19 protein-coding genes are annotated in these 21030 nt (G+C 60.7%); 7 read left to right on the top strand and 12 right to left on the bottom strand.

All coding sequences use genetic code 11. From position 1 onward, the window contains the following. Positions 1–5 precede the first annotated feature (5 nt). The 7 genes from coaA to hisB are packed head-to-tail and all read right to left on the bottom strand — an operon-like array spanning position 6 to position 4658. Entirely contained in the window at positions 6–1001 is a 996-nt protein-coding gene (gene coaA, locus CPY51_RS26560) for a type I pantothenate kinase (RefSeq protein WP_111163196.1), read from the bottom strand. Next, on the bottom strand, positions 998–1321 hold the full coding sequence (locus CPY51_RS26565) for a phosphoribosyl-ATP diphosphatase (protein WP_111163197.1): 324 nt from the start codon (positions 1319–1321) through the stop codon (positions 998–1000). The genes coaA and CPY51_RS26565 overlap by 4 nt, the downstream gene beginning before the upstream one ends. Before the next feature lie 18 nt (positions 1322–1339). Further along, positions 1340–2116 (bottom strand): imidazole glycerol phosphate synthase subunit HisF, encoded by a 777-nt coding sequence (gene hisF, locus CPY51_RS26570; protein ID WP_111163198.1) that lies wholly within the window; start codon positions 2114–2116, stop codon positions 1340–1342. Beyond that, complete coding sequence (gene hisA / locus CPY51_RS26575) at positions 2113–2862, bottom strand: 1-(5-phosphoribosyl)-5-[(5-phosphoribosylamino)methylideneamino]imidazole-4-carboxamide isomerase (RefSeq protein WP_111163199.1); 750 nt, start codon at positions 2860–2862, stop codon at positions 2113–2115. Before hisA ends, hisF begins: the two co-directional genes overlap by 4 nt. 31 nt (positions 2863–2893) lie before the next feature. Next, complete coding sequence (gene hisH, locus CPY51_RS26580) at positions 2894–3544, bottom strand: imidazole glycerol phosphate synthase subunit HisH (protein ID WP_111163200.1); 651 nt, start codon at positions 3542–3544, stop codon at positions 2894–2896. A 3-nt stretch (positions 3545–3547) separates the two neighbouring features. Then, positions 3548–4024 carry a DUF2628 domain-containing protein gene (locus CPY51_RS26585; RefSeq protein WP_111163201.1) on the bottom strand — a complete coding sequence of 159 codons (477 nt, stop codon included), beginning with the start codon at positions 4022–4024 and terminating at the stop codon, positions 3548–3550. Between the two features lie 25 nt (positions 4025–4049). After that, on the bottom strand, positions 4050–4658 hold the full coding sequence (hisB, locus tag CPY51_RS26590) for an imidazoleglycerol-phosphate dehydratase HisB (protein WP_111163202.1): 609 nt from the start codon (positions 4656–4658) through the stop codon (positions 4050–4052). Between the two features lie 234 nt (positions 4659–4892). Between hisB and hslV the strand changes: the two genes are divergently transcribed. From hslV to CPY51_RS26620, 6 genes are all read left to right on the top strand, one after another. Then, positions 4893–5420 carry an ATP-dependent protease subunit HslV gene (gene hslV / locus CPY51_RS26595; RefSeq protein ID WP_111163203.1) on the top strand — a complete coding sequence of 176 codons (528 nt, stop codon included), beginning with the start codon at positions 4893–4895 and terminating at the stop codon, positions 5418–5420. 45 nt (positions 5421–5465) lie between these two features. Continuing rightward, entirely contained in the window at positions 5466–6773 is a 1308-nt protein-coding gene (hslU, locus tag CPY51_RS26600) for an ATP-dependent protease ATPase subunit HslU (RefSeq protein WP_111163204.1), read from the top strand. A gap of 178 nt (positions 6774–6951) precedes the next feature. Then, a complete protein-coding gene (locus CPY51_RS26605) occupies positions 6952–7905 on the top strand; it encodes a DUF1402 family protein (RefSeq protein ID WP_111163249.1) in 954 nt (317 codons plus the stop codon). A 45-nt stretch (positions 7906–7950) separates the two neighbouring features. Continuing rightward, a complete protein-coding gene (locus CPY51_RS26610) occupies positions 7951–9348 on the top strand; it encodes a cytochrome P450 (RefSeq protein WP_111163205.1) in 1398 nt (465 codons plus the stop codon). A gap of 102 nt (positions 9349–9450) precedes the next feature. Beyond that, the gene (locus CPY51_RS26615) at positions 9451–11454 is read left to right on the top strand and encodes a hydantoinase/oxoprolinase N-terminal domain-containing protein (protein ID WP_111163206.1); all 2004 of its coding nucleotides are present in this window, start codon (positions 9451–9453) and stop codon (positions 11452–11454) included. Between the two features lie 115 nt (positions 11455–11569). After that, positions 11570–13741, top strand: coding sequence for a malate synthase G (locus CPY51_RS26620; RefSeq protein WP_111163207.1), 2172 nt, complete (start codon positions 11570–11572; stop codon positions 13739–13741). 87 nt (positions 13742–13828) lie between these two features. Here CPY51_RS26620 and CPY51_RS26625 read toward each other — a convergent pair whose 3' ends face one another. After that, positions 13829–14503 carry a L,D-transpeptidase gene (locus CPY51_RS26625; protein WP_111163208.1) on the bottom strand — a complete coding sequence of 225 codons (675 nt, stop codon included), beginning with the start codon at positions 14501–14503 and terminating at the stop codon, positions 13829–13831. Between the two features lie 179 nt (positions 14504–14682). Here CPY51_RS26625 and CPY51_RS26630 point away from each other — a divergent pair, with 179 nt between their 5' ends. Further along, complete coding sequence (locus tag CPY51_RS26630; protein WP_111163250.1) at positions 14683–15171, top strand: MmcB family DNA repair protein; 489 nt, start codon at positions 14683–14685, stop codon at positions 15169–15171. A 6-nt stretch (positions 15172–15177) separates the two neighbouring features. Here CPY51_RS26630 and CPY51_RS26635 read toward each other — a convergent pair whose 3' ends face one another. The 4 genes from CPY51_RS26635 to lhpI form a co-directional block, all read right to left on the bottom strand. Continuing rightward, positions 15178–15774: an ActR/PrrA/RegA family redox response regulator transcription factor gene (locus CPY51_RS26635; protein ID WP_111163209.1), complete on the bottom strand. Its 597-nt coding sequence runs from the start codon at positions 15772–15774 to the stop codon at positions 15178–15180. Positions 15775–15848: 74 nt separating this feature from the next. After that, positions 15849–17156 (bottom strand): ActS/PrrB/RegB family redox-sensitive histidine kinase, encoded by a 1308-nt coding sequence (locus tag CPY51_RS26640; RefSeq protein WP_111163210.1) that lies wholly within the window; start codon positions 17154–17156, stop codon positions 15849–15851. 31 nt (positions 17157–17187) lie between these two features. Further along, positions 17188–19650 (bottom strand): ATP-dependent helicase HrpB, encoded by a 2463-nt coding sequence (hrpB, locus tag CPY51_RS26645; RefSeq protein WP_111163211.1) that lies wholly within the window; start codon positions 19648–19650, stop codon positions 17188–17190. Further along, on the bottom strand, positions 19647–20606 hold the full coding sequence (gene lhpI / locus CPY51_RS26650; RefSeq protein ID WP_111163212.1) for a bifunctional Delta(1)-pyrroline-2-carboxylate/Delta(1)-piperideine-2-carboxylate reductase: 960 nt from the start codon (positions 20604–20606) through the stop codon (positions 19647–19649). The genes hrpB and lhpI overlap by 4 nt, the downstream gene beginning before the upstream one ends. Positions 20607–21030: the final 424 nt, after the last annotated feature.

The raw sequence follows: 21030 nt of genomic DNA on the forward strand, positions 1-21030 counted from the left end.
CTCTTTTAGAGTTTACGCAGAGCCACTTGCTCGATCAGGTGATCGCGGCCCTTCTGCAGGATGAGATCGGCGCGTGGGCGTGTCGGCAGGATGTTCTGCCGCAGATTCTTGAGATTGATGTTCTTCCAGAGACCTTCGGCCGTGAGCAGCGCCTCTTTTTCGGTAATAGAGGCGTAGCGGTGGAAGAACGAGTTGGGGTCCCGGAAGGCCGTTTCGCGCAGGTTCATGAAACGATGGACATACCAGTTGCGTATCAAGGTCTCGTCGGCATCGATGTAGATCGAGAAATCGAAGAAATCCGAGACCATCGGCACGATCTTGCCATCGGCAGGCAGATGCCGCGATTGCAGCACGTTGATCCCCTCGAAAATCAAAATGTCGGGACGATCGACGATCTGATACTCGTTCGGCAAGACGTCATAGACAAGGTGCGAATAGCATGGCGCCTTGACGTTGGGCTGCCCGGCCTTGATGGCGGATAGGAAGCGCAGCAGCGCAGCGGTGTCATAGCTGTCGGGGAAACCTTTGCGCTGCATCAGATTTCGCCGCTGCAGCTCCACATTAGGGTGCAGAAAACCGTCGGTCGTGATCAGATCGACCTTGGGGCTCGAAGGCCAACGGCGCAAAAGCTCCTTCAGAATACGCGCCGTGGTCGATTTTCCCACGGCAACCGATCCGGCGATCCCGATGACAAAAGGCGTCTTCGCGACATTGGAAAGGCTCAGGAACCGGTTACGCTGCTCGAAAAGGATCTGCGACGATTCCACGTGCGAGGACAGCAGGCGCGACAGGGAGAGATAGATGCGCCTGACCTCGTCGAGGTCGATCGGGTCGCCCATCGAGCGCAACCGCGTCACCTCATCCGCCGTTAGTGTCAAAGGCGTATCGGCACGAAAATGCGACCACTCCTCTGATGAGAAGAAATGGTAGGGCGAGTAGGCGTTTGCCTGGAAATGATCGAGCGGTTCGGGCGCTGGGCTTGTCTGGGTCGCTATGGTCATGAACTCTGCCGACTGGCCTTCTCTTTGAGACCGGATTGAACCGTACGCTTCTCAAGTTCAGCCATGACATCGTCCAGCTGAATGTCGGCGATCTTCAACACGACCATAAGGTGATAAAGCAAATCCGCGGCCTCGCAGGTGAGGTTGTCGCGGTCGTTCGTCACGGCCGCAATGACGGTCTCGATAGCTTCCTCGCCAAGCTTCTTGGCTGCCTTCGCCTGGCCGCCTGCAAAGAGCTTGGCGGTCCAGGATATCTCCGGCGCAGCTTTGGAGCGTTCATCGACAATCTTCTCGAGATCGGAAAGGGAAAAACCGCTCATGCTGTCTCTTTCATCGGCTTAATCCAGGCGCATGGCGATGCCATGCTCAGACATATAGTGCTTTGCTTCGCCAATCGAATAGGTACCAAAGTGGAAAATCGACGCTGCCAGCACCGCGCTCGCATGCCCTTGCTTGACACCGGCAACGAGGTCGTCGAGATCGCCGACACCACCGGATGCAATCACGGGTACACGCACGGCATCAGCAATCGCTCGTGTCAATTCCAGATCGTAGCCGACTTTAGTGCCGTCGCGGTCCATCGAGGTGACCAATAATTCGCCGGCCCCGCGCTCGACCATTTCCAACGCGAACTCAATTGCATCGATCCCGGTCGGCTTGCGGCCGCCATGCGTAAAGATTTCCCAACGGTCGCCTTCGCCGGCGCCAGATACTTTCTTCGCATCTATCGAGACGACGATGCACTGGTTGCCGAACTTGTCGGCGGCCTCGGTGACAAAATCGGGTGTGGCGACAGCCGCAGAGTTGATCGAGACCTTGTCGGCACCGCAAAGCAGGAGCTTGCGGATATCGCCGATGGTGCGGACGCCGCCTCCAACCGTGACCGGCATGAAACACTGTTCGGCGGTCCGGGACACAACGTCGAAGATCGTGTCGCGATTGTCTGATGAAGCAGTGATGTCAAGGAAGCAAAGCTCGTCGGCTCCCGCAGCATCATAAGCCTTGGCGGCCTCCACGGGATCGCCGGCGTCGACGAGATCAAGGAAGTTCACACCTTTGACGACGCGTCCGTCCTTGACGTCGAGGCAGGGAATGATGCGGGCCTTGAGTGTCATAGCGCTGCCTCCTTGCTGCGAGCGGCCCTGATCAAGGCCAGCGCTTCAGTTGGATCTATTCGTCCATCATAGAGTGCCCGGCCGGAAATCGCACCCTCCAGCTTGCGCGCATCCGGTTCGAGCATGCGCCTCACGTCGTCAAGCGAGGCAAGGCCGCCCGAGGCAATCACAGGGATCGAGACCGCTTCGGCAAGTTCCAGCGTCGAGGCCCAGTTTATTCCGGCGAGGATGCCGTCGCGGTCGATATCCGTATAGATGATCGCGGCGACGCCTGCGCCCTCGAACTTGCGTGCCAATTCGATGACGCCGAGCTCGGAGGCTTCTGCCCACCCCTCCACGGCAACCTTGCCCCCCTTGGCATCGATGCCGACGGCAACGCGACCGGGGAACTTGCGGCAGGCTTCGATCACAAGCGCTGGATCGCGGACCGCGATGGTGCCGAGAATGACGCGGGACAGCCCGCGTTCCAGCCAGTTTTCGATGTGATCGAGCGTGCGGATGCCGCCACCGAGCTGCACCGGGTTTTTCGTGGCTTTCAAGATTCCGTCGACTGCATCGCCATTGACACTTGTGCCAGCGAAGGCGCCGTTGAGATCGACGACATGCAGCCACTCGAACCCCTCATCCTCGAAGGATCTCGCCTGCGCGGCAGGGTCGGGATTGTAGACGGTCGCCTGCGTCATGTCGCCAAGCTTCAGACGCACGCACTGGCCGTCTTTGAGGTCGATTGCAGGGAAAAGGATCATGATATTCCGGTCCGTTCAATACGCGAGGCCGTCAGGGCTTCCAGCGCAGGAAATTGGCGATCAGGGCGAGGCCGAGCTTCTGGCTTTTCTCGGGATGAAACTGCGAGCCGGCCATGTTGTCCCGCCCAACGAAAGCGGTCATCGCGCCGCCGTAGTTCGTCGTGGCAATGACATCCTCCGGCTGCTGCGCGGCGAGATGATAGGAATGCACAAAATAGGCGTGCAATCCCTCGCCGCCGGTGGGAATGCCGTCGAAGAGCGGGTGCGGACGGTGCAGGTCCAAGGTGTTCCAGCCGATCTGGGGGATTTTCAACTCAGGATCGTCGGGCGTCATTTCAACAACGTCGCCCTTGATCCAGCCAAGACCTCGTGTTGTCGTCTTCTCGAGCCCGCGCGATGACATCAGCTGCATGCCGACGCAAATACCGAGGAAGGGGCGCGCCTTTCGCTCGACGACGTCAACCAGCGCCTCCGTCATGCTGGCAACGGCATCAAGCCCCCGCCGACAGTCGGCATAGGCACCGACGCCCGGAAGGACGATCCGGTCTGCAGTCGCAACGCGATCCGCCTTGTCGGTCAACTCGATCTCGGCGTCGATGCCGGCCTCGCGGGCGGCGCGCTCGAATGCTTTCGTGGCGGATCGGAGGTTTCCCGAGCCGTAGTCGATGATTGCGACGCGCATTACTCAGCGCCCTCCGTCGTAGCCGATGAGGCCCAGCGCCGCACCGCCGGGGCCGCCATTGCTGCTGGTCGGAATATCCCAGCGCACAGGAGGAATATTCCGGGGGGTTTCATCAGGAATTTTGGCAAAATAGATCTCCTCGGCCTCCGCCAGCCTTCTGGCAGAGACCAGGCCATTTTCCTTCCAGCCCGTCTTGACGAGTTTCTGGGCGACAAGCCTGCGTCCTTCGAGCGCCGCAAGGACGCTGACCCCGAGGAGCACGGCAAATCCTGCGGGCCATAGGGCAGGCACGCGAAAAAGCGCGATGCCCGCCCCTTGCAGCAGAAACGCGACGACGGCGTAAATCCACATCCGCTGCCAAAGCAACCAGAGGCCGGGAATGAAAAACGCGAGAAACGAGAACCCGTCGCGGATGAAGCGCGTGTCCTCATGGTCTTTGCCCGGTCCGCTTGCGGAGGTCAGTACAAGATAGGTTGCCATTGTCTCGCTATGCTCTTGATCCGGCTCAGGCGAGCGTTCCCTTGGTAGAGGGTATGCGGCCTGCCTGCCTTGGGTCGATCTCGGTTGCCACGCGCAGGGCGCGAGCAACGGCTTTGAAGCATGTCTCGGCAATATGGTGATTGTTCGCGCCATAATGGTTGAGGATGTGCAACGTGATTCCAGCATTCTGTGCGAGCGCCTGGAAGAACTCGCGTACCAGTTCGGTATCGAAGCTCCCGATCTTGGGGGAGCTGAACGCGACGTTCCAGACCAGGAAGGGCCGGCCGGAGAGATCGACTGCGGCCTTCGTCATCGTCTCGTCCATGGCAAGGTCGATCGAGGCATAGCGTGCGATGCCGCGACGGTCGCCGAGCGCCTTGGCGATCGCCTGGCCGATGGCGATGCCGGTGTCTTCGACAGCGTGGTGATCGTCGACGTGCAGATCACCCTTGGTCTCGATCTCCATGTCGATCAGGGAGTGACGCGAGAGCTGGTCGAGCATATGGTCGAAGAAGCCGACTCCTGTCGAGATGGTCGACTTGCCGGTGCCGTCGAGATCGACGGAAACCGATACGGAGGTCTCGTTCGTCTTGCGGGAAACGCTTGCCGTGCGGCTCGCTGCGGTCTCTGCCATGGCCTGCTCCATCGGAATAATGGCCGTTCCATATCAGGCACATGTGGAAATATCCAGAAGTTCCATGAAGCTGGTGGTTGTTTGGCATTCCCACAGTCACGAATCGGAAACGCCCGCTGTCACAAATGGAAACGAAGGACATTTGCAATCCTCGAAAGCCCACTTACATAGGTCTCAACAGGGCCGATGCGCGGTCCGTCGAAACGACCCGACAACCGGGCAAACAGGTGTTTCATGACAACGATCATAACAGTACGAAAGGGTGGCCAGGTGGTGATGGCCGGCGACGGCCAGGTCAGTCTCGGCCAGACCGTGATGAAGGGCAATGCCCGCAAGGTTCGCCGCATCGGCAACGGCGACGTCATCGCGGGCTTTGCCGGCGCGACGGCTGATGCCTTCACGCTGCTTGACCGTCTTGAGAAAAAACTCGAGCAATATCCGGGTCAGTTGATGCGTGCAGCGGTCGAGCTCGCCAAGGACTGGCGCACCGACAAATACCTTCGCAACCTCGAAGCGATGATGCTCGTTGCCGATAAGTCCATTACGCTAGCGCTCACCGGCAACGGCGACGTGTTGGAACCGGAGCACGGCGCAACCGCGATCGGCTCCGGCGGCAACTATGCGCTCGCTGCAGCCCTGGCATTGATGGACAGCGATAAGTCGGCTGACGAGATCGCGCGCCGCGCCTTGGATATCGCCGCTGACATCTGCGTCTACACAAACCACAACGTCGTGGTCGAAACGCTCGACGCCCAAGCCTGACGTTCTTTGTCCGATCGTTTCTAGTCCTGACGGGAAAGCAATAAGATGACCACTTTTTCACCCCGCGAGATCGTGTCCGAACTCGACCGCTACATCATCGGCCAGCATGACGCCAAGCGCGCCGTCGCAATCGCGCTACGCAACCGCTGGCGCCGCCAGCAGCTCGAACCCGATCTGCGCGACGAAGTCATGCCGAAGAACATCCTGATGATCGGCCCGACCGGTGTCGGCAAGACGGAAATCTCGCGTCGCCTGGCCAAGCTCGCTGGAGCGCCTTTCATCAAGGTCGAAGCCACCAAGTTCACCGAAGTCGGCTATGTCGGTCGCGACGTCGAGCAGATCATCCGCGATCTGGTCGAAGTCGGTATTGGTCTGGTGCGCGAGAAGAAGCGCACCGAAGTCCAGGCCAAGGCGCATATGAGCGCCGAGGAACGCGTTCTCGACGCCCTGGTGGGTTCCACGTCTTCGCCGGCGACACGCGAGAACTTCCGCAAGAAGCTGCGCGACGGAGAACTCGACGACAAGGAAATCGACATCGAAGTCGCAGACAGCGGCTCGGGTCAGCCTGGCTTTGAGATTCCCGGCATGCCCGGCGCCAACATCGGGGTGCTCAACCTGTCGGAAATGTTCGGCAAGGCCATGGGCAACCGCACAAAGAAAGTGCGCACGACGGTCAAGGCTTCCTACGCCGACCTGATCCGCGATGAATCCGACAAGCTGATCGACAATGAGGTTATCCAGCGCGAAGCCATCCGCTCGGCTGAGAACGACGGCATCGTCTTCCTTGATGAGATCGACAAGATCGCTGCCCGAGACGGTGGCGTCGGTGCCGGCGTTTCGCGCGAAGGCGTCCAGCGCGATTTGCTGCCGTTGGTCGAAGGCACGACGGTCGCGACGAAGTATGGGCCGGTCAAGACGGACCACATTCTCTTCATCGCATCGGGCGCATTTCACGTTTCGAAGCCATCGGACCTGCTTCCGGAACTTCAGGGTCGCCTGCCGATCCGCGTCGAGCTGAAGCCGCTGACCAAGGCTGATCTTCGCCGCATCCTGACCGAAACCGAGGCTAGCCTCATCCGCCAGTACAAGGCGCTGATGGAGACCGAGGGCCTGACGCTTGATTTCACAGACGACGCCCTTGACGCCCTGGCCGACGTCGCCGTCCATCTCAACTCGTCCGTCGAGAACATCGGCGCTCGCCGGCTTCAGACTGTGATGGAACGCGTGCTGGATGAGATTTCCTACAATGCACCTGATCGCGGCGGCTCCTCGGTGACGATCGACGCCGACTATGTCAGGGAACATGTGGGCGACTTGGCCAGCAACACCGATCTTTCGCGCTATATTCTCTAGCGCGATCCTGCGGTATTTCGCAGGGTCGAACGTTAAAGCTCGACAGCGGGCCTTTTACTTTTTAGTGAAGGCCCGTTTCCTTGCATGGAAAAGCGTCGCACCGGCATCATTCGGCCAAGTTTATGCGCCACGCACCCTGATCGAAACATACGATGAACTTTCGACGGGGCAGCCGATCATGCGACGCATACTGATCTCCCTTCTTTTGGCGGCGCTAAGCCTGTCCTGGATTCCGGCTCGGGCAGCAGGTGTACTCACCGTGCCGCCCGGGAATCGCAACGCCGAGCAGCCTGACATTCCCGGCGCTTCCGTTCGCCGCACCAAGGGGACGAACTCCACCTTCGAGCGCAAGTACCAGAAGGTTCGCGAACTGCTGGCGACCGATACAAAGCTGATGTCGAAGATCAAGACGGTTTCCCGTGCCTATGGCATCCAGCCGATCCATGTGATCGGCGCGATCGTCGGCGAGCACACATACAATGTCGATGCCTATGACGGATTGCAGTCCTATTACGTCAAGGCGGCATCCTATGCCGGAGAGAGCTTTCGCTTCGCCTATGGTGGCGAAGACGTCGACGATTTCGTGGCGCGACCGCAATTCGCACGGTGCAGCGGCAAGAGCGAATCCTACAGCCTCTGGACATGCCGCGAGGATGTCTGGGAAAGCGACTTCCGCGGCAAGACCGTCGATGGCAAGTCCTATCCGAACAACAGGTTCAGCGCGGTCTTCTTCCAGCCATTCTACGCCGGACAGACATTCGGGCTCGGCCAGGTCAATCCGCTGACAGCGTTGATGCTATCGGACGAGGTCAGCAGGATTTCCGGCATTCCGAAGCTCAATGAGAAGAAAGCCGCCGACGTCTACCACGCCATCATGGATCCTGACCTGTCGCTCGCCTTCGTCGCCGCTTCGATCCGCACATCGATCGACGACTATCGCTCGATCGCCGGAATGGATATCTCCGGTAATCCAGGAGTAACCGCGACGCTTTACAATTTGGGCAACACGCGTCAGCGTGCCGCTGCCCTCGCTGCGAGGAACAAGGGCGCCGGCCAGACCGTCTGGCCGGAAGAGAATTATTACGGCTGGCTGATCAACGACAAGCTCGACGACCTCAAGTCCCTGCTCTAAGCTCGACGCCTGGAGGGAAGAGGTAATTCTTCGAAAGGTGATCTCATGGATATGAGCCCCGAACCCTTCATGCCGCCCGCTCCGATCCCGAGAAACGTCCCGCCGTCGCGGCTGGAAATCATCCGTACGATCCTGCGCAATCCGCTCGAGCTTTGGGGCGAGCCCTCGTATACATTGCCGTGGATCCAGACCCGTTTCTTTCGGGAGAGCACGCTGATCGTCAACGATCCCGGTCTGATCAAGCATGTGCTGGTCGATAACGCAGCCAATTATCGTATGTCCGATATCCGTCAGCTCGTGCTACGGCCAATCCTGCGCGATGGCTTGCTGACGGCGGAGGGACCCGTATGGAAGCGTTCGCGCAAGGCGCTGGCTCCGGTTTTCACCCCACGCCACGCCCGCGGTTTCGCCGGCCAGATGCTGTCGCAGTCTGAACAATATGCGGTGAAGTACGAGAATGTTGGGTCAGAAGGCGTCGTCTTCGATATTTCGACCGACATGACCGAGCTCACCTTCGCGATCCTCGCCGAAACGCTTTTTTCCGGCGAGATCGTCACGGCCAGCGGCCATTTCGCCGACGACGTAAACCAGCTGCTGCACCGCATGGGCCGCGTCGATCCGATGGACCTCATGCGCGCGCCCTCCTGGGTGCCCCGCGTGACGCGTATCGGCGGCCAGAAGGTGTTGGACAAATTCCGCGGTATCGTCCGCGACACGATGAATTTGCGTCTCGACAAAATGAAGAAGGATCGCGCCGCGGCTCCTGACGATTTCCTGACGCTACTTCTTGAGCAGGCAGGACCCGAAGGCCTGACGATGGAGGAGATAGAGGACAATATCCTGACCTTCATCGGCGCGGGCCACGAGACAACAGCCAGGGCGCTGGCATGGTGCCTTTACTGCGTTGCCAACGTCCCCCGTGTCCGCGTGGAAATGGAAGAGGAAATAGACCGTGTGCTCGCCACCGGCGCCGAGCCGGTCGAATGGCTCGATTTGATGCCCCACGTCCGCGCCGCCTTTGAGGAGACGATGCGGCTTTACCCGCCGGCGCCGTCGATCAACCGCGCCGCCATCGCGGTTGATCGGTGGACCAGCCCGTCGGGCGAGAATGTCGATATTCCAGCAGGTGTCACAGTTCTCATCATGCCATGGACCCTGCACCGACATGCGCTCTACTGGGAAAAGCCGCGCGCCTTTATGCCCGAGCGCTTCCTCCCGGAAAATCGCGCAAGGATCAACCGGTTTCAGTTTCTGCCGTTCGGTGCAGGTCCCCGGGTCTGCATCGGTGCGACGTTCGCCCTGCAGGAGGCGGTCATCGCGCTCGCGGTGCTGATGCATCGCTTCCGCTTCGATGTGACCGCGAATACCAATCCGTGGCCGGTCCAGAAGCTGACGACGCAGCCGCAAGGCGGCTTGCCGATGCTTGTCTCGTCACGCCGCTAGATCGTAGGGGCGAGGCGGGAATCTGCCACTCTTTGGCTAGCCATGCTGAAGCAAAGGGTGCAATAACTGCGGCAACTTCCGCTTCAGGGACTTGATCAGCGCGTGACTTCCCATTTCCTGCTCGGCATCGACACCGGTGGAACTTACACTGATGCCGTCCTTTTCCACGAAACCCATGGCGTCGTCGCCAAGGCCAAGTCGCTGACCACGCGGCACGATCTGGCGATCGGCATCGCCGGTGCGGTCGATGCGGTCATATTAGAGGCAGGTGTAGAGGTTTCGGCGATTAGTCTGGTGTCTCTGTCGACGACGTTGGCAACAAATGCCTTGGTCGAAGGGCAGGGCGGACGCGCCGGCCTCGTCATGATCGGCTTCGGTCCCGACGATCTCAAGCGCAGCGGGCTTGCCGATGCGCTCGGATCTGACCCGGTCATCTACCTCAATGGCGGTCACGACGTTCATGGAAATGAAAATCCACTCGATCTCGCCGCCCTGGATGAAGTGCTGCCAGAACTGGCGAGAGGTGTTTCATCATTCGCAGTCGCCGGCTATTTTGCTGTGCGGAATCCGGCTCATGAAATCCGTGTTCGCGATCGAATTCGCGAGATCTCGCATCTTCCGGTTACGTGTAGTCACGAGCTTTCCTCCAAGCTAGGCGGCCCTCGCCGGGCCTTGACGACCCTGTTGAACGCCCGCCTGGTCTCGATGATCGACAGGTTGGTCGGCGCCTGCGAAAATTTCCTCGTAGCGCGCGGGATCTCGGCGCCGATGATGGTTGTGCGCGGCGACGGCGCTTTGATCTCCGCTTCGGAGGCAAAGCTCCGCCCCATCGAAACCATTCTGTCCGGCCCAGCGGCGAGCCTCGTCGGCGCCCACTACCTGACTGGTCTCGACGCCGCCGTCGTCTCGGATATCGGCGGCACGACCACCGACGTCGCGGTCATGGAAGCCGGCCGGCCGCGGCTGGATGCAGAGGGCGCCGTCGTTGGTGGCTTTCGCACAATGGTCGAAGCCGTCGCGATGCGCACCTACGGCCTCGGCGGCGATTCGGAAGTGCGGGTCAACGAACGCGGTCTGGTCGCGACTTTCGAGCTCGGCCCGCGCCGCCTTCTGCCGTTGAGCCTCGCGGCTCAAGCGCACTCCGACGCGATCCTGACTGTTCTGCAGCGGCAGGTGCGCAGTCCGCATCTCGGGCGCAACGACGGGCGCTTCGCGATCCGAACAGGCGTGCCCGATTATCTGGCAAGTGGCTTGCTGCCGCAGGAGCAGGCGTTGTTCGAGAAGATCGGTACGGCTCCGGTCGCGCTCGACCAGCTCCTTACATCAACACCGCAGAAAGCAACGCTCGACCGGCTCGTCGCTCGCGGCCTTGTGCATCTCTGCGGCCTGACACCCTCCGACGCCATGCATGCTCTCGGCCGACAAAACCAGTGGAATGCGGAAGCGGCGCGATTGGGCCTCGTTCTTGCTTGCCGAATCAAGGATGGCTCCGCTCGTCCTGTTGCGACGACGGTCGAGGAACTGGCGGAGAAGATCGTCGACAGGCTGACCCGGCAGTCGGCGGAAGTCATCCTGTCCGCCTGCCTGGCGGAAGATGGGCTCGGCGATTTGGACCCGGCTAAGTCTAAGGCGATCGATCGGGCGCTGCAGCGCCCGCCGGGCATTGTCCGTTTTGCCGTTTCGCTCGACCGACCGCTGGTCGGGCTCGGCGCTTCCGCGCCTGTCTATTATCCAGCAATTGCGCAGATGCTTGGAAGCGAAAGCGTTGTGCCGCCCGATGCGGATGTGGCAAATGCCGTCGGGGCCGTCGTCGGTCAGGTTCGCACGAGCGCCACCGTCTTCATCACGACGCCGGAGGAAGGCGTCTTCATCCTAAATGGTGCCGGAGAGACGCTTCGGTTTATCGACGAAGCCAAGGGTTTCGAGGCTGCACGCGCCCGAGCCAGATCGGTCGCCCTTGATCAGGCCCGTTTGAACGGCGCTGCAGATCCGGTCGTTTCGATGGTGGAACAGGTCGACGCCGCCGATATCGAAGGCACGCGCAAGCTGGTGGAGGCACGGTTCATCGCGACCGCCAGCGGACGACCTCGGATCGCTACCGATTGATCGGCCGGCATATTGGATAAATCTTTTGTACCGCTGACAAATTGACTATGGGCAACCGCGCTCGCAAATTGGCTGCATTAGCTAGAACTGCACGACGGCATCAGGAGTAGGCGACATGAACCGCATTGATAGAAACGGGCTTGCGATCGAAGCGGTGCTCCACGATTTTCTGGTGGACGAAGCGCTTCCGGGCTCTGGCGTTGATCCGGATGCCTTTTTTGCCGGTTTTTCCGCGATCGTCCACGATCTGGCGCCGAAGAACCGTGCATTGCTGGCCAAGCGCGACAATCTGCAGGCATCGCTCGACAACTGGTATCGCAGCAACGGCGCTCCAAGCGATATGGGCGCCTATGAAACGTTCCTACGCGAGATCGGTTATCTCATTCCCGAAGGCTCCGATTTTTCTGTCTCGACGTCGAACGTGGATGACGAGATTGCGCTGATCGCCGGCCCTCAGCTGGTCGTTCCCGTCATAAACGCGCGATATGCCCTCAACGCCGCCAATGCGCGCTGGGGATCGCTCTACGACGCACTCTACGGTACCGATGCGATTGCGGAAACGGACGGCGCCGAGAAGGGCAGGGGCTACAATCCGATCCGGGGCGAAAAGGTCATCGCCTGGGTCCGCGATTTTCTCGACGCGGCAGTGCCGCTTGCTGATGCCAGCTGGAAGGATGTCGCAGGCTTCACAATAAAGGATGGAGCGCTGGCGCTGTCCACAACCGATGGCGAACATATTTCGTTAGCCGATGCCGGGCACTTTGCCGGCTATCTCGGCGGCGCCTCGGCGCCGACGCATGTACTTCTGAAGAACAATGGCGTCCATATCGAGATCGCCATCGACGCTACGACCGCGATCGGCAAATCCGATCCGGCCAATATCTCAGACGTCCGCCTCGAATCGGCGATCACAGCCATCATGGACTGCGAGGATTCGATCGCGGCCGTCGACGCCGAGGACAAGACAGCCGTCTATCGCAATTGGCTCGGCCTCATGAAGGGCGATTTGACCGAAGAGGTCGAGAAAGGTGGCAAGAGCTTCACCCGACGGCTCAATCCGGACGTCGAGTACACGGCACCGAATGGATCGAGCTTCGAGCTCCGCTGCCGCTCGCTGATGCTGATACGGAACGTCGGCCACCTGATGACCAATCCGGCCATCCTGGACCACGACGGCAACGAAGTGCCGGAAGGGATCATGGATGCGATGATCACGGGCTTGATTGCACTCTATGACGTGGGGCCAAACGGCAGGCACAAGAATTCGCGCAAGGGCTCGATGTATGTCGTCAAGCCGAAGATGCACGGTCCGGAAGAAGTTGCCTTCGCGGTCGAAATCTTCTCGCGGGTCGAAGACGTGCTCGGGATGGCGCGCAACACCATCAAAATGGGCATCATGGACGAGGAACGTCGCACAACGATCAACCTCAAGGAATGCATCCGTGCCGCCCGCGAGCGCGTCGTGTTCATCAACACCGGCTTCCTCGACCGTACTGGGGACGAGATCCATACGTCGATGGAGGCCGGCCCGATGATCCGCAAGGGCGACATGAAGCAAGCAGCCTGGATCGCCGCCTACGAGAACTGGAATGTCGATATCGGGCTTGAATGCGGTCTCTCCGGCCACGCGCAGATCGGCAAGGGCATGTGGGCGATGCCGGATCTGATGGCGGCGATGCTGGAGCAGAAGATCGCCCATCCGAAGGCCGGCGCCAACACCGCTTGGGTGCCGTCGCCGACAGCCGCGACGCTGCACGCCACGCACTACCACCGCGTCAATGTCGCACGCATCCAGCAGAGCCTGAAGGATCGCGCCCGGGCCAAGCTTTCCGACATCCTGTCCGTGCCGGTTGCCGTTCGCCCGAACTGGACGCCGGAGGAAATCCAGCGTGAACTCGACAACAATGCGCAAGGTATCCTCGGCTACGTCGTGCGCTGGGTCGACCAGGGCGTCGGCTGCTCGAAGGTGCCTGATATCAACAATGTCGGCCTGATGGAGGATCGTGCCACGCTGCGCATCTCCGCGCAGCACATGGCCAACTGGCTGCACCACAAGGTGGTGACCGAAGCACAGATCGTTGAGACCATGAAGCGGATGGCCGCAGTCGTCGATCAGCAGAATGCATCCGATCCCGAATATACGGCCATGGCTGCCAATTTCGACGGGTCGATCGCATTTCAGGCTGCATTAGACCTGGTCTTGAAGGGCCGCGAACAGCCGAACGGCTACACCGAGCCTGTCCTGCATCGTCGGCGGATCGAGCTCAAGGCGAGACAAACCTCGTAGTCGAGATCTCTCGCCTAAAACGAAGACAAAGAAAAAGGCCGCCGGATGATCTATCCCGCGGCCTTTTGAATGTCTGGCTTTCCGAAATTACTGGATGACGACGACCTTGGTCGTGTGGCCCGGCAGAACGCGCTTGTAGAGGTCGATAACGTCCTGGTTGATCATGCGGATGCAGCCGGAGGAAGCCGCAGTGCCGATCGACGCCCATTCCGGCGTGCCATGCAGGCGGAAGAGCGTATCCTGGCCCTTGTCGTTGTAGAGGTACATTGCGCGCGCACCGAGCGGGTTTTCGAGGCCCGGGTTCATTCCGTCGTCGACATACTTGGCGACTTCCGGCTTGCGCTCGGCCATTTCCTTTGGCGGGTGCCAGGTCGGCCATTCCTGCTTCCAGGCAACATAGGCGTTCCCCGACCATGCAAAGCCCTGCTTGCCGACGCCGATGCCGTAGCGGATCGCCTGATTGTCGGCGAGAACGTAGTAGAGATGACGTTCGCGCGTGTTGACGATGATCGTCCCGGGCGCCTCTGTCGTCTGATAGGTGACGATCTGGCGGCGGAACTCAGGCTTGACCTTCTGGATCGGAATTGCCGGGAGGGAGAAGCCGGCGTCGGGCGTAACGCCATAGTCGCCATCGAACGTCTTGAGCGTTTCGACAGAAGAACTTGCGGAGCTGATCGGAGCTGCTGAGGCGGTCGCTATATTGCCGGCCGCGGCAAATGTCGCGACAAGGCCGAATACGGTCATTGCATTGCGGAGGCGCATGGATGTCTCTCGGGTTATGAGTCGGGGAAGAGGGATTGCATCAACCATCTTTGACTACGGGTTATTTTCGATATACTGCGCCTTTGCAAGCGACTGCAGCGCAACAAAGATCATGTCAGGCGCAAATTAGAACCGCATGGTTTTTTTGCAACAATTCTTGCGCGGCCTAAGTGGTGATCATGACCATTTTGAATGTTTATAATAACAATCCGTTAATAGATGGCCGCCAGTCGGACCGGGCCATGCTTGTGCGCAAAGGCATGCAATTATTGCTTCACGAGATGCGCCATGCCGTGCTGCCGGAATTGCCTCTGGCTTCCGGACGTCGGGCGGATCTCATTTCGCTGTCTGAAAAGGGTGAGGTCTGGATCGTCGAGATCAAATCCTCGATCGAAGACTTTCGCGTCGATCGCAAATGGCCGGACTATCGCCAGCACTGCGACCGCCTGTTCTTCGCTACACACAAGGATGTTCCGCTCGATATCTTCCCGGAGGACTGCGGCCTGTTTCTGTCCGACGGATACGGCGCTCATATGGTCAGGGAAGCGCCGGAACATCGCCTGCCGCCTTCGACGCGAAAATCAGTCACGCTGAATTTTTCCCGCGCGGCGGCGCAGCGACTACTCATGGCCGAGTGGGCGACGGGCAAGCCGTTTCCGATGGAATAGCTCGATCTACTTAGGCGCGCGCTTCGCAAGAATGCGCTGCAGCGTCCGACGATGCATGTTGAGGCGCCTTGCCGTTTCCGACACGTTTCGCTCGCACATTTCATAGACGCGCTGAATATGCTCCCAACGGACACGATCCGCCGACATCGGGTTTTCCGGCACATCGGCCTTTTCGCCCGGCCGCTGCGTCAGCGCCAGATAGACATCGTCCGCATCGGCAGGTTTTGCGAGATAATCTAGCGCGCCCAGCTTAACAGCTGTTACGGCTGTCGCTATGTTGCCATATCCCGTGAGCACGATAACGCGCGTGTCGTCGCGTCGCTGGCGAATGGCGGCGACAACGTCGAGCCCGTTCCCGTCACCGAGCCTCAGATCCACGACGGCATATTTCGGCGGATGAGCTTTCGATTTGGCGACGCCCTCCGCGACGGACTCGGCCGTCTCGACCTGAAATCCCCGCGTTTCCATTGCGCGCGCCAGGCGACGCAGAAACGGCCCATCGTCATCAACGATCAACAGGCTTGCGTCAGGCCCGATGTGGTCGTCAATACCTCCGGCTGCGACAAGCGGTTCGGCTCGCACATCTTCATTTACGTCTGTCATTCCCACACAATCCCGGCGGCATGGCCGCCCTAACAATTTCAGCGTTTCCTGATTGTCGTTTTAGGCGCGTAAATTCAATTTGTCGAATTGCTGTCGATCAACATTCGCGGCCAACGGATCTCAATACGTGCTCCCGGCGCTTCCGGATCTCGGTTGCCGAAAATCAAAATCGCGCCCGAGCGCTCCAGCAACGTCTTGGCAATGAACAGCCCGAGCCCGAGCCCGCCGGCGGTGTCGTCGCGCTGCCTGCTGGTGACATATGGCTCCCCGATCCGTGCCAGGATTTCGGGCGCGTAGCCGATGCCGTCGTCCTCGATGAGGATTGTAAGCGTTGCCGCATCGAACTCCAGGGTCACCGTCACCTTCTTGCGCGCATAGTCCACCGCGTTCTCGATCAGATTGCCGAGCCCATACATAATTCCGGCATTGCGATTGAGGACCGGCTCACCAGTTCGCGGGTTCTTCTCGATCAGCTCCAGATTGATACCGAACTCGCGATGCGGCGCGATGATCTCCTCCATCATCGAAGATAATGTCAGGTGCCGCATATGGGCTTCGTTCTCCGACGAAAGCGTGGTCAGCCGGCGCAATATGTCGCGGCAACGTTCGCTCTGACTGCGCAGCAGCGCGACGTCCTCGCGGTAGCGCTCGTCATGGCCGAGTTCCCGTTCCATCTCCTTGGCCACGACGCTGATCGTTGCGAGCGGCGTACCGAGCTCATGGGCGGCGGCGGCAGCAAGTCCGTCGAGCTGCGAAAGGTGCTTCTCGCGTTGGAGCACAAGCTCCGTTGCTGCCAGTGCGTCGGCCAGCTGGCTTGCCTCCATGGAAACGCGATAGGCGTAGAAGGCCGCAAACGCCATGGTCGAGGCGATCGCGCACCAGACGCCGAGCTGCATGACGCTATGCACGTTGATCTCGAGACCGCCGTACCAGGGAAGACGAAACGGCGAGAACGCCAATGCGGTGATGCAAATCATCGCCGACGTGATCAATGCCATGCTGTAGCGGATCGGTTGCGAGGCAAAGGAAATGATGACCGGAACGCAGACCAGCACCGAGAACGGATTGGCAAGACCGCCAGTAATGAAAAGAAGACCGGAGAGCTGCAGCAGGTCGAGCCCGAGCAGCGCAAAGGCTGCCGGCGGCTCCAGCCTGTGCGTCGCCGGGTAGCGCAAGGTCAGGAAAAAGTTGATCCAGGCAAGACAGGCGATCAGCACGCAGGCGGCCAGCAGCGGCAGCGGAAACTTGAGCCAGAAGGCGACGATCATCACCGTAGCCGTCTGGCCGCCGACCGCAAGCCAGCGCAAGCGAACCAGCGTCTGCAAGCGCAGCCGTCTGCTCGTATGATAGTCGTCCGGGAGCTTTGCGTCCGTGTCTGCCATCAGACCCAATCCTTTGAAACCCGACGGCGGCTCATGTACCACGCGGCTTCACCCTTGTCGTCGGCGTTGCCACCGCAGGATCTTCCGGCCAGGGATGCCGCGGGTATCGCCCACGCATGTCGGCGCGTACGTCTCTCCACGAACCCGCCCAGAACCCGGGCAGATCGCGGGTCGTCTGGATCGGGCGGTGAGCCGGAGAGGTCAGCTCCAGCACCAGCGGCAACCGCCCGCCGCCGATGGCGGGATGCTGCTTCAGCCCGAACAACTCCTGGACCCGGATTGTCAGCAGCGGTTCGCCGCCGTCATACTGTATGGCGTGACGCTGGCCTGTCGGCGCCTCGAAATGTGTCGGCGCCAGCCGGCCAAGCTCCCGCTGCAGTTCATGCGGCACCAGCGACATCAGCCCGTTCGAAAGCCCGCTGGACGATATATCGGAGAGGCCGCGCGCCTCCGCCTGAAACGGAACAAACCACTCATCAAGCCGTGTCAGCAATGCCTCGTCGCTCATGTCGGGCCAGGGATCTCCGAGTGTGCGATAGAGGAAACCGATCCGATCGCGCAATTGCGCGGCCTCCTTGGAAAACGGCAACACCTCAAGCCCGAGATCTCGCACGCCTTCGGCCAGCGCCTTGGCCACGCGCACGCCCGATGGCCGCGGTAGCGGCGTCTCGTCGAAGATGATGGCCCCAAGGCGCGTCACGCGGCGGGCGCGCACCTGACGGCTCGCCTTGTCGAACACGCACTGGTCCTCGCTTCCGATCTCTCCGGGTAGGTGAGCCTCGACATCCGCGCGCGAAATCTCGGCTGCCGCCAGAATGCGCGCCTGCGCTGCCCGTCCTGTAAGGTCGGCGATGACAAGCATCGAGCAGCCGGCCAGCCGCTCTGTTTCCGGCAGCTCCGCGCCGCGGCCGTTTGCCATGACGAAGCGACCGCGTCCGCCACGTTGCAGCGCGATCCGGTCCGGAAAGGCATGGAGCAGCAATTGGCCGGCGAGGACGGGCTCCTGTGATGGGGTCCCGGCGCTGGCCGTCGCGGCAAGCCGCCCGGCCAGCTTGCGCGCCGCCTCAGACCGCTCTCCCCTCTCGGTTTTGAACCGCCGCAACCGCTCCTCAAGATCGACACTCGGTCCGCCGAGCCCCTGTTCTGTCAGCAGCACGGCAAGCAGCGCGGCCTCGCGCGCATGGCCGAGATCTGACACCGAAATCACCATTGCCGCCAGGCGCGGCGGCAATGCCAGTTCCCGCATCAATCGGCCGCGGGCTGTCAGGCTGTTCTCCAGGTCAAGTGCCCCGAGCTGCCTTAGCAGCGTTCGTGCCTCGTTGAGCGTCGTTGCCGGTGGCTGGTCAACGAAATCAAGGGTCGCAGGGTCCTGCACCCCCCAATGCGCAAGATCCAGCGCCAGGCCGGAGAGATCTGTCGACAGGATCTGCGGCGGAGTGAACGCAGGGAGCGCCGCCATTTGGCCCTGATGCCATAGCCTAACCGCGATGCCCGGCTCCGTGCGCCCCGCCCGGCCCGCCCGTTGGTCCGCAGACGCCCGCGAAACGCGCACCGTTTCGAGCCGTGTAATACCGGTCGAGGCTTCGAACACCGGCAGCCTCTGCATGCCGCTGTCAATGACGATCCGGACGCCATCGATGGTGATCGAGGTCTCGGCGATCGAGGTGGCAAGCACGATCTTGCGCGTACCCTTGGGCGCGGGCCGGATAGCCGCGTCCTGTTCGCCCTGGCTGAGATTGCCATAGAGCGGCGCGATCACGGTCTCAGGTCCGAAGCGGCCCTGCAGCCGTTCTGCCGTGCGGGTGATCTCGGCTTGCCCGGGCAGAAATGCAAGGATTGAACCCAGCTCGGCGCCGTGAGCCTCCAGGATCGCCCGGGTCACCGAATCCTCGACCCGTTCGCCGCCCGGGCGATCCTTGTAGCGAATATCGATCGGGAAGCTTCGGCCCATGCTTTTGATCACGGGCGGGTTGTCGAGCAAGGTTGCGACGCGTTCGATATCGAGTGTTGCCGACATGACGAGAATGCGAAGATCCTCGCGTAGCGCAGACTGTACGTCCAGAGCCAGTGCCAATCCGAAATCCGCATCCAGCGAACGCTCATGGAATTCGTCGAAAATGACGGTGGAAACGCCTGCCAGTTCCGGGTCCTCGAGGATCATGCGCGCAAAGACGCCTTCGGTCACCACCTCGACCCGGGTCTTGCCTGAAACGCGGTTGTCCAGCCGCATCCGGTAGCCGACGGTTCCGCCCACCTGTTCGCCAAGCAACGAGGCCATACGCGCCGCAGCCGCCCGTGCTGCCAGTCTCCTCGGCTCGAGCACGATGATCTTGCCATCGCCGCGCCAGGTCTCGCCAAGCAAATGCAGCGGCACGAGCGTCGTCTTGCCGGCGCCGGGCGGCGCCGACAGTACCGCGCGCCGGTGGTCGCGCAGGGCCGCAGCAATATCGGCAAGGACATGAGAGACCGGTAGATTGGGAAGTGGAGGGATCATCGCCTTGCGTCTGCTCTGCCAGTCATATGTTCATAGGCAAGGATCGCACCGGCCAGATCCTCGAGAGCCGCACCGACCGATTTGAACAGCGTGATGTCGCGATCGCTGCGACGCCCCTGCTTGGTTTCGCCTACCAGCTCCGAAAGCTCTGCACGAATGGCCTCGGCCGCAAGCACGCCACTCTTCAGCGGCTGGACGATATCACCAGCCTCGCTCATCGCGCCTGCGCGAGTGTCGACAAAAACCTCCGAGCGTCGAATCGCGGTGTCATCCGTTTCGCGCATCTCAGGCTTGAACCCGCCGACCAGATCGAGATGGGCGCCGGGCTTCAGCCATTCGCCCCGGATCAGCGGCTCGCTCGACAGTGTCGCGCAGGAGATGACGTCGGCGCTTCGGGCCGCCGTCTCGATGTCAGTGACTGCTTCTGCCTCGAAACCGAGTTCGCGCGCCTCCGCTGCCGTCGCTTCGGCATTCGCCGCGTTGCGGCCCCAGATCCGGATCCGCTTCAGCGGCCGCACCTCTGCATGCGCTTGTATAAGATTGAGCGAAAGCCGCCCGGTGCCGCAGACGAGCAGCTCTTCCGCATCGGCGCGCGCCAGATATCGCGCCGCAAGCGCCGATGTCGCGGCTGTCCGCCGTGCGGTCAGTTCACCGCCGTCGAGGATGGCCAGCATTTCGCCGGTCTTTCCCGATGACAATAGATAGGTGCCGAAGATAGCCGGAAGCGAGCGCGTGGTATTGTCGGGAAAAAGCGACAGAACTTTGACGCCGGAATAGGCGCCGGGAACCCAGGCAGGCATCAACAGCAATGTCGCGGCGCTTTCTCCCGGCACCTCCATATGATGGTGATGTCGGATCGGCATGACGCAGGTACTCTTGAACATCTCAGCGATCGCTTCGATCAAATCGGGCCAGGCCAGGGCTTCGCGCGTCTGCATCTCGTCAAGCACCAGCATGGATCACCCCTTCGCCTCTAATATCCGACCGTTGTCAGTCCTCTCATTACGTGCCGGGCTGCAAGCTGGCAATTCCAGTGAGGGAGGCGTAGAATACGGAAAAGGAAATATTCGGACCGGAATGTCTGCCCTGGGCAACAAAATCAGCGCCGCGGCAGCAAACTGAATTCCGAAATGCCGCGTCTTCAGGTCGATTTTTGCGGCAGCAGATTAAATCTCTAAGATTTACCAACAAAAACAGTCTGTTACAAAATTGTCAAAAAACTTGTGATTGGGTGTGTTGACTAGTTCTGTGGGTAGGGTCTATAAGCCCGATCACTGACGAGGGCGGCGGCGCTGCTGGCGACGAACTGCTTCGTTCTAGGGTTTCTTGAGAAACTGATGGACGGGACTGGGGTGATTTGCTGGAAGGCGGTTGTCTCGT

Source organism: Arminella tubonensis (assembly GCF_003240585.1).
Taxonomy (GTDB): Bacteria; Pseudomonadota; Alphaproteobacteria; order Rhizobiales; family Rhizobiaceae; genus Rhizobium; species Rhizobium tubonense.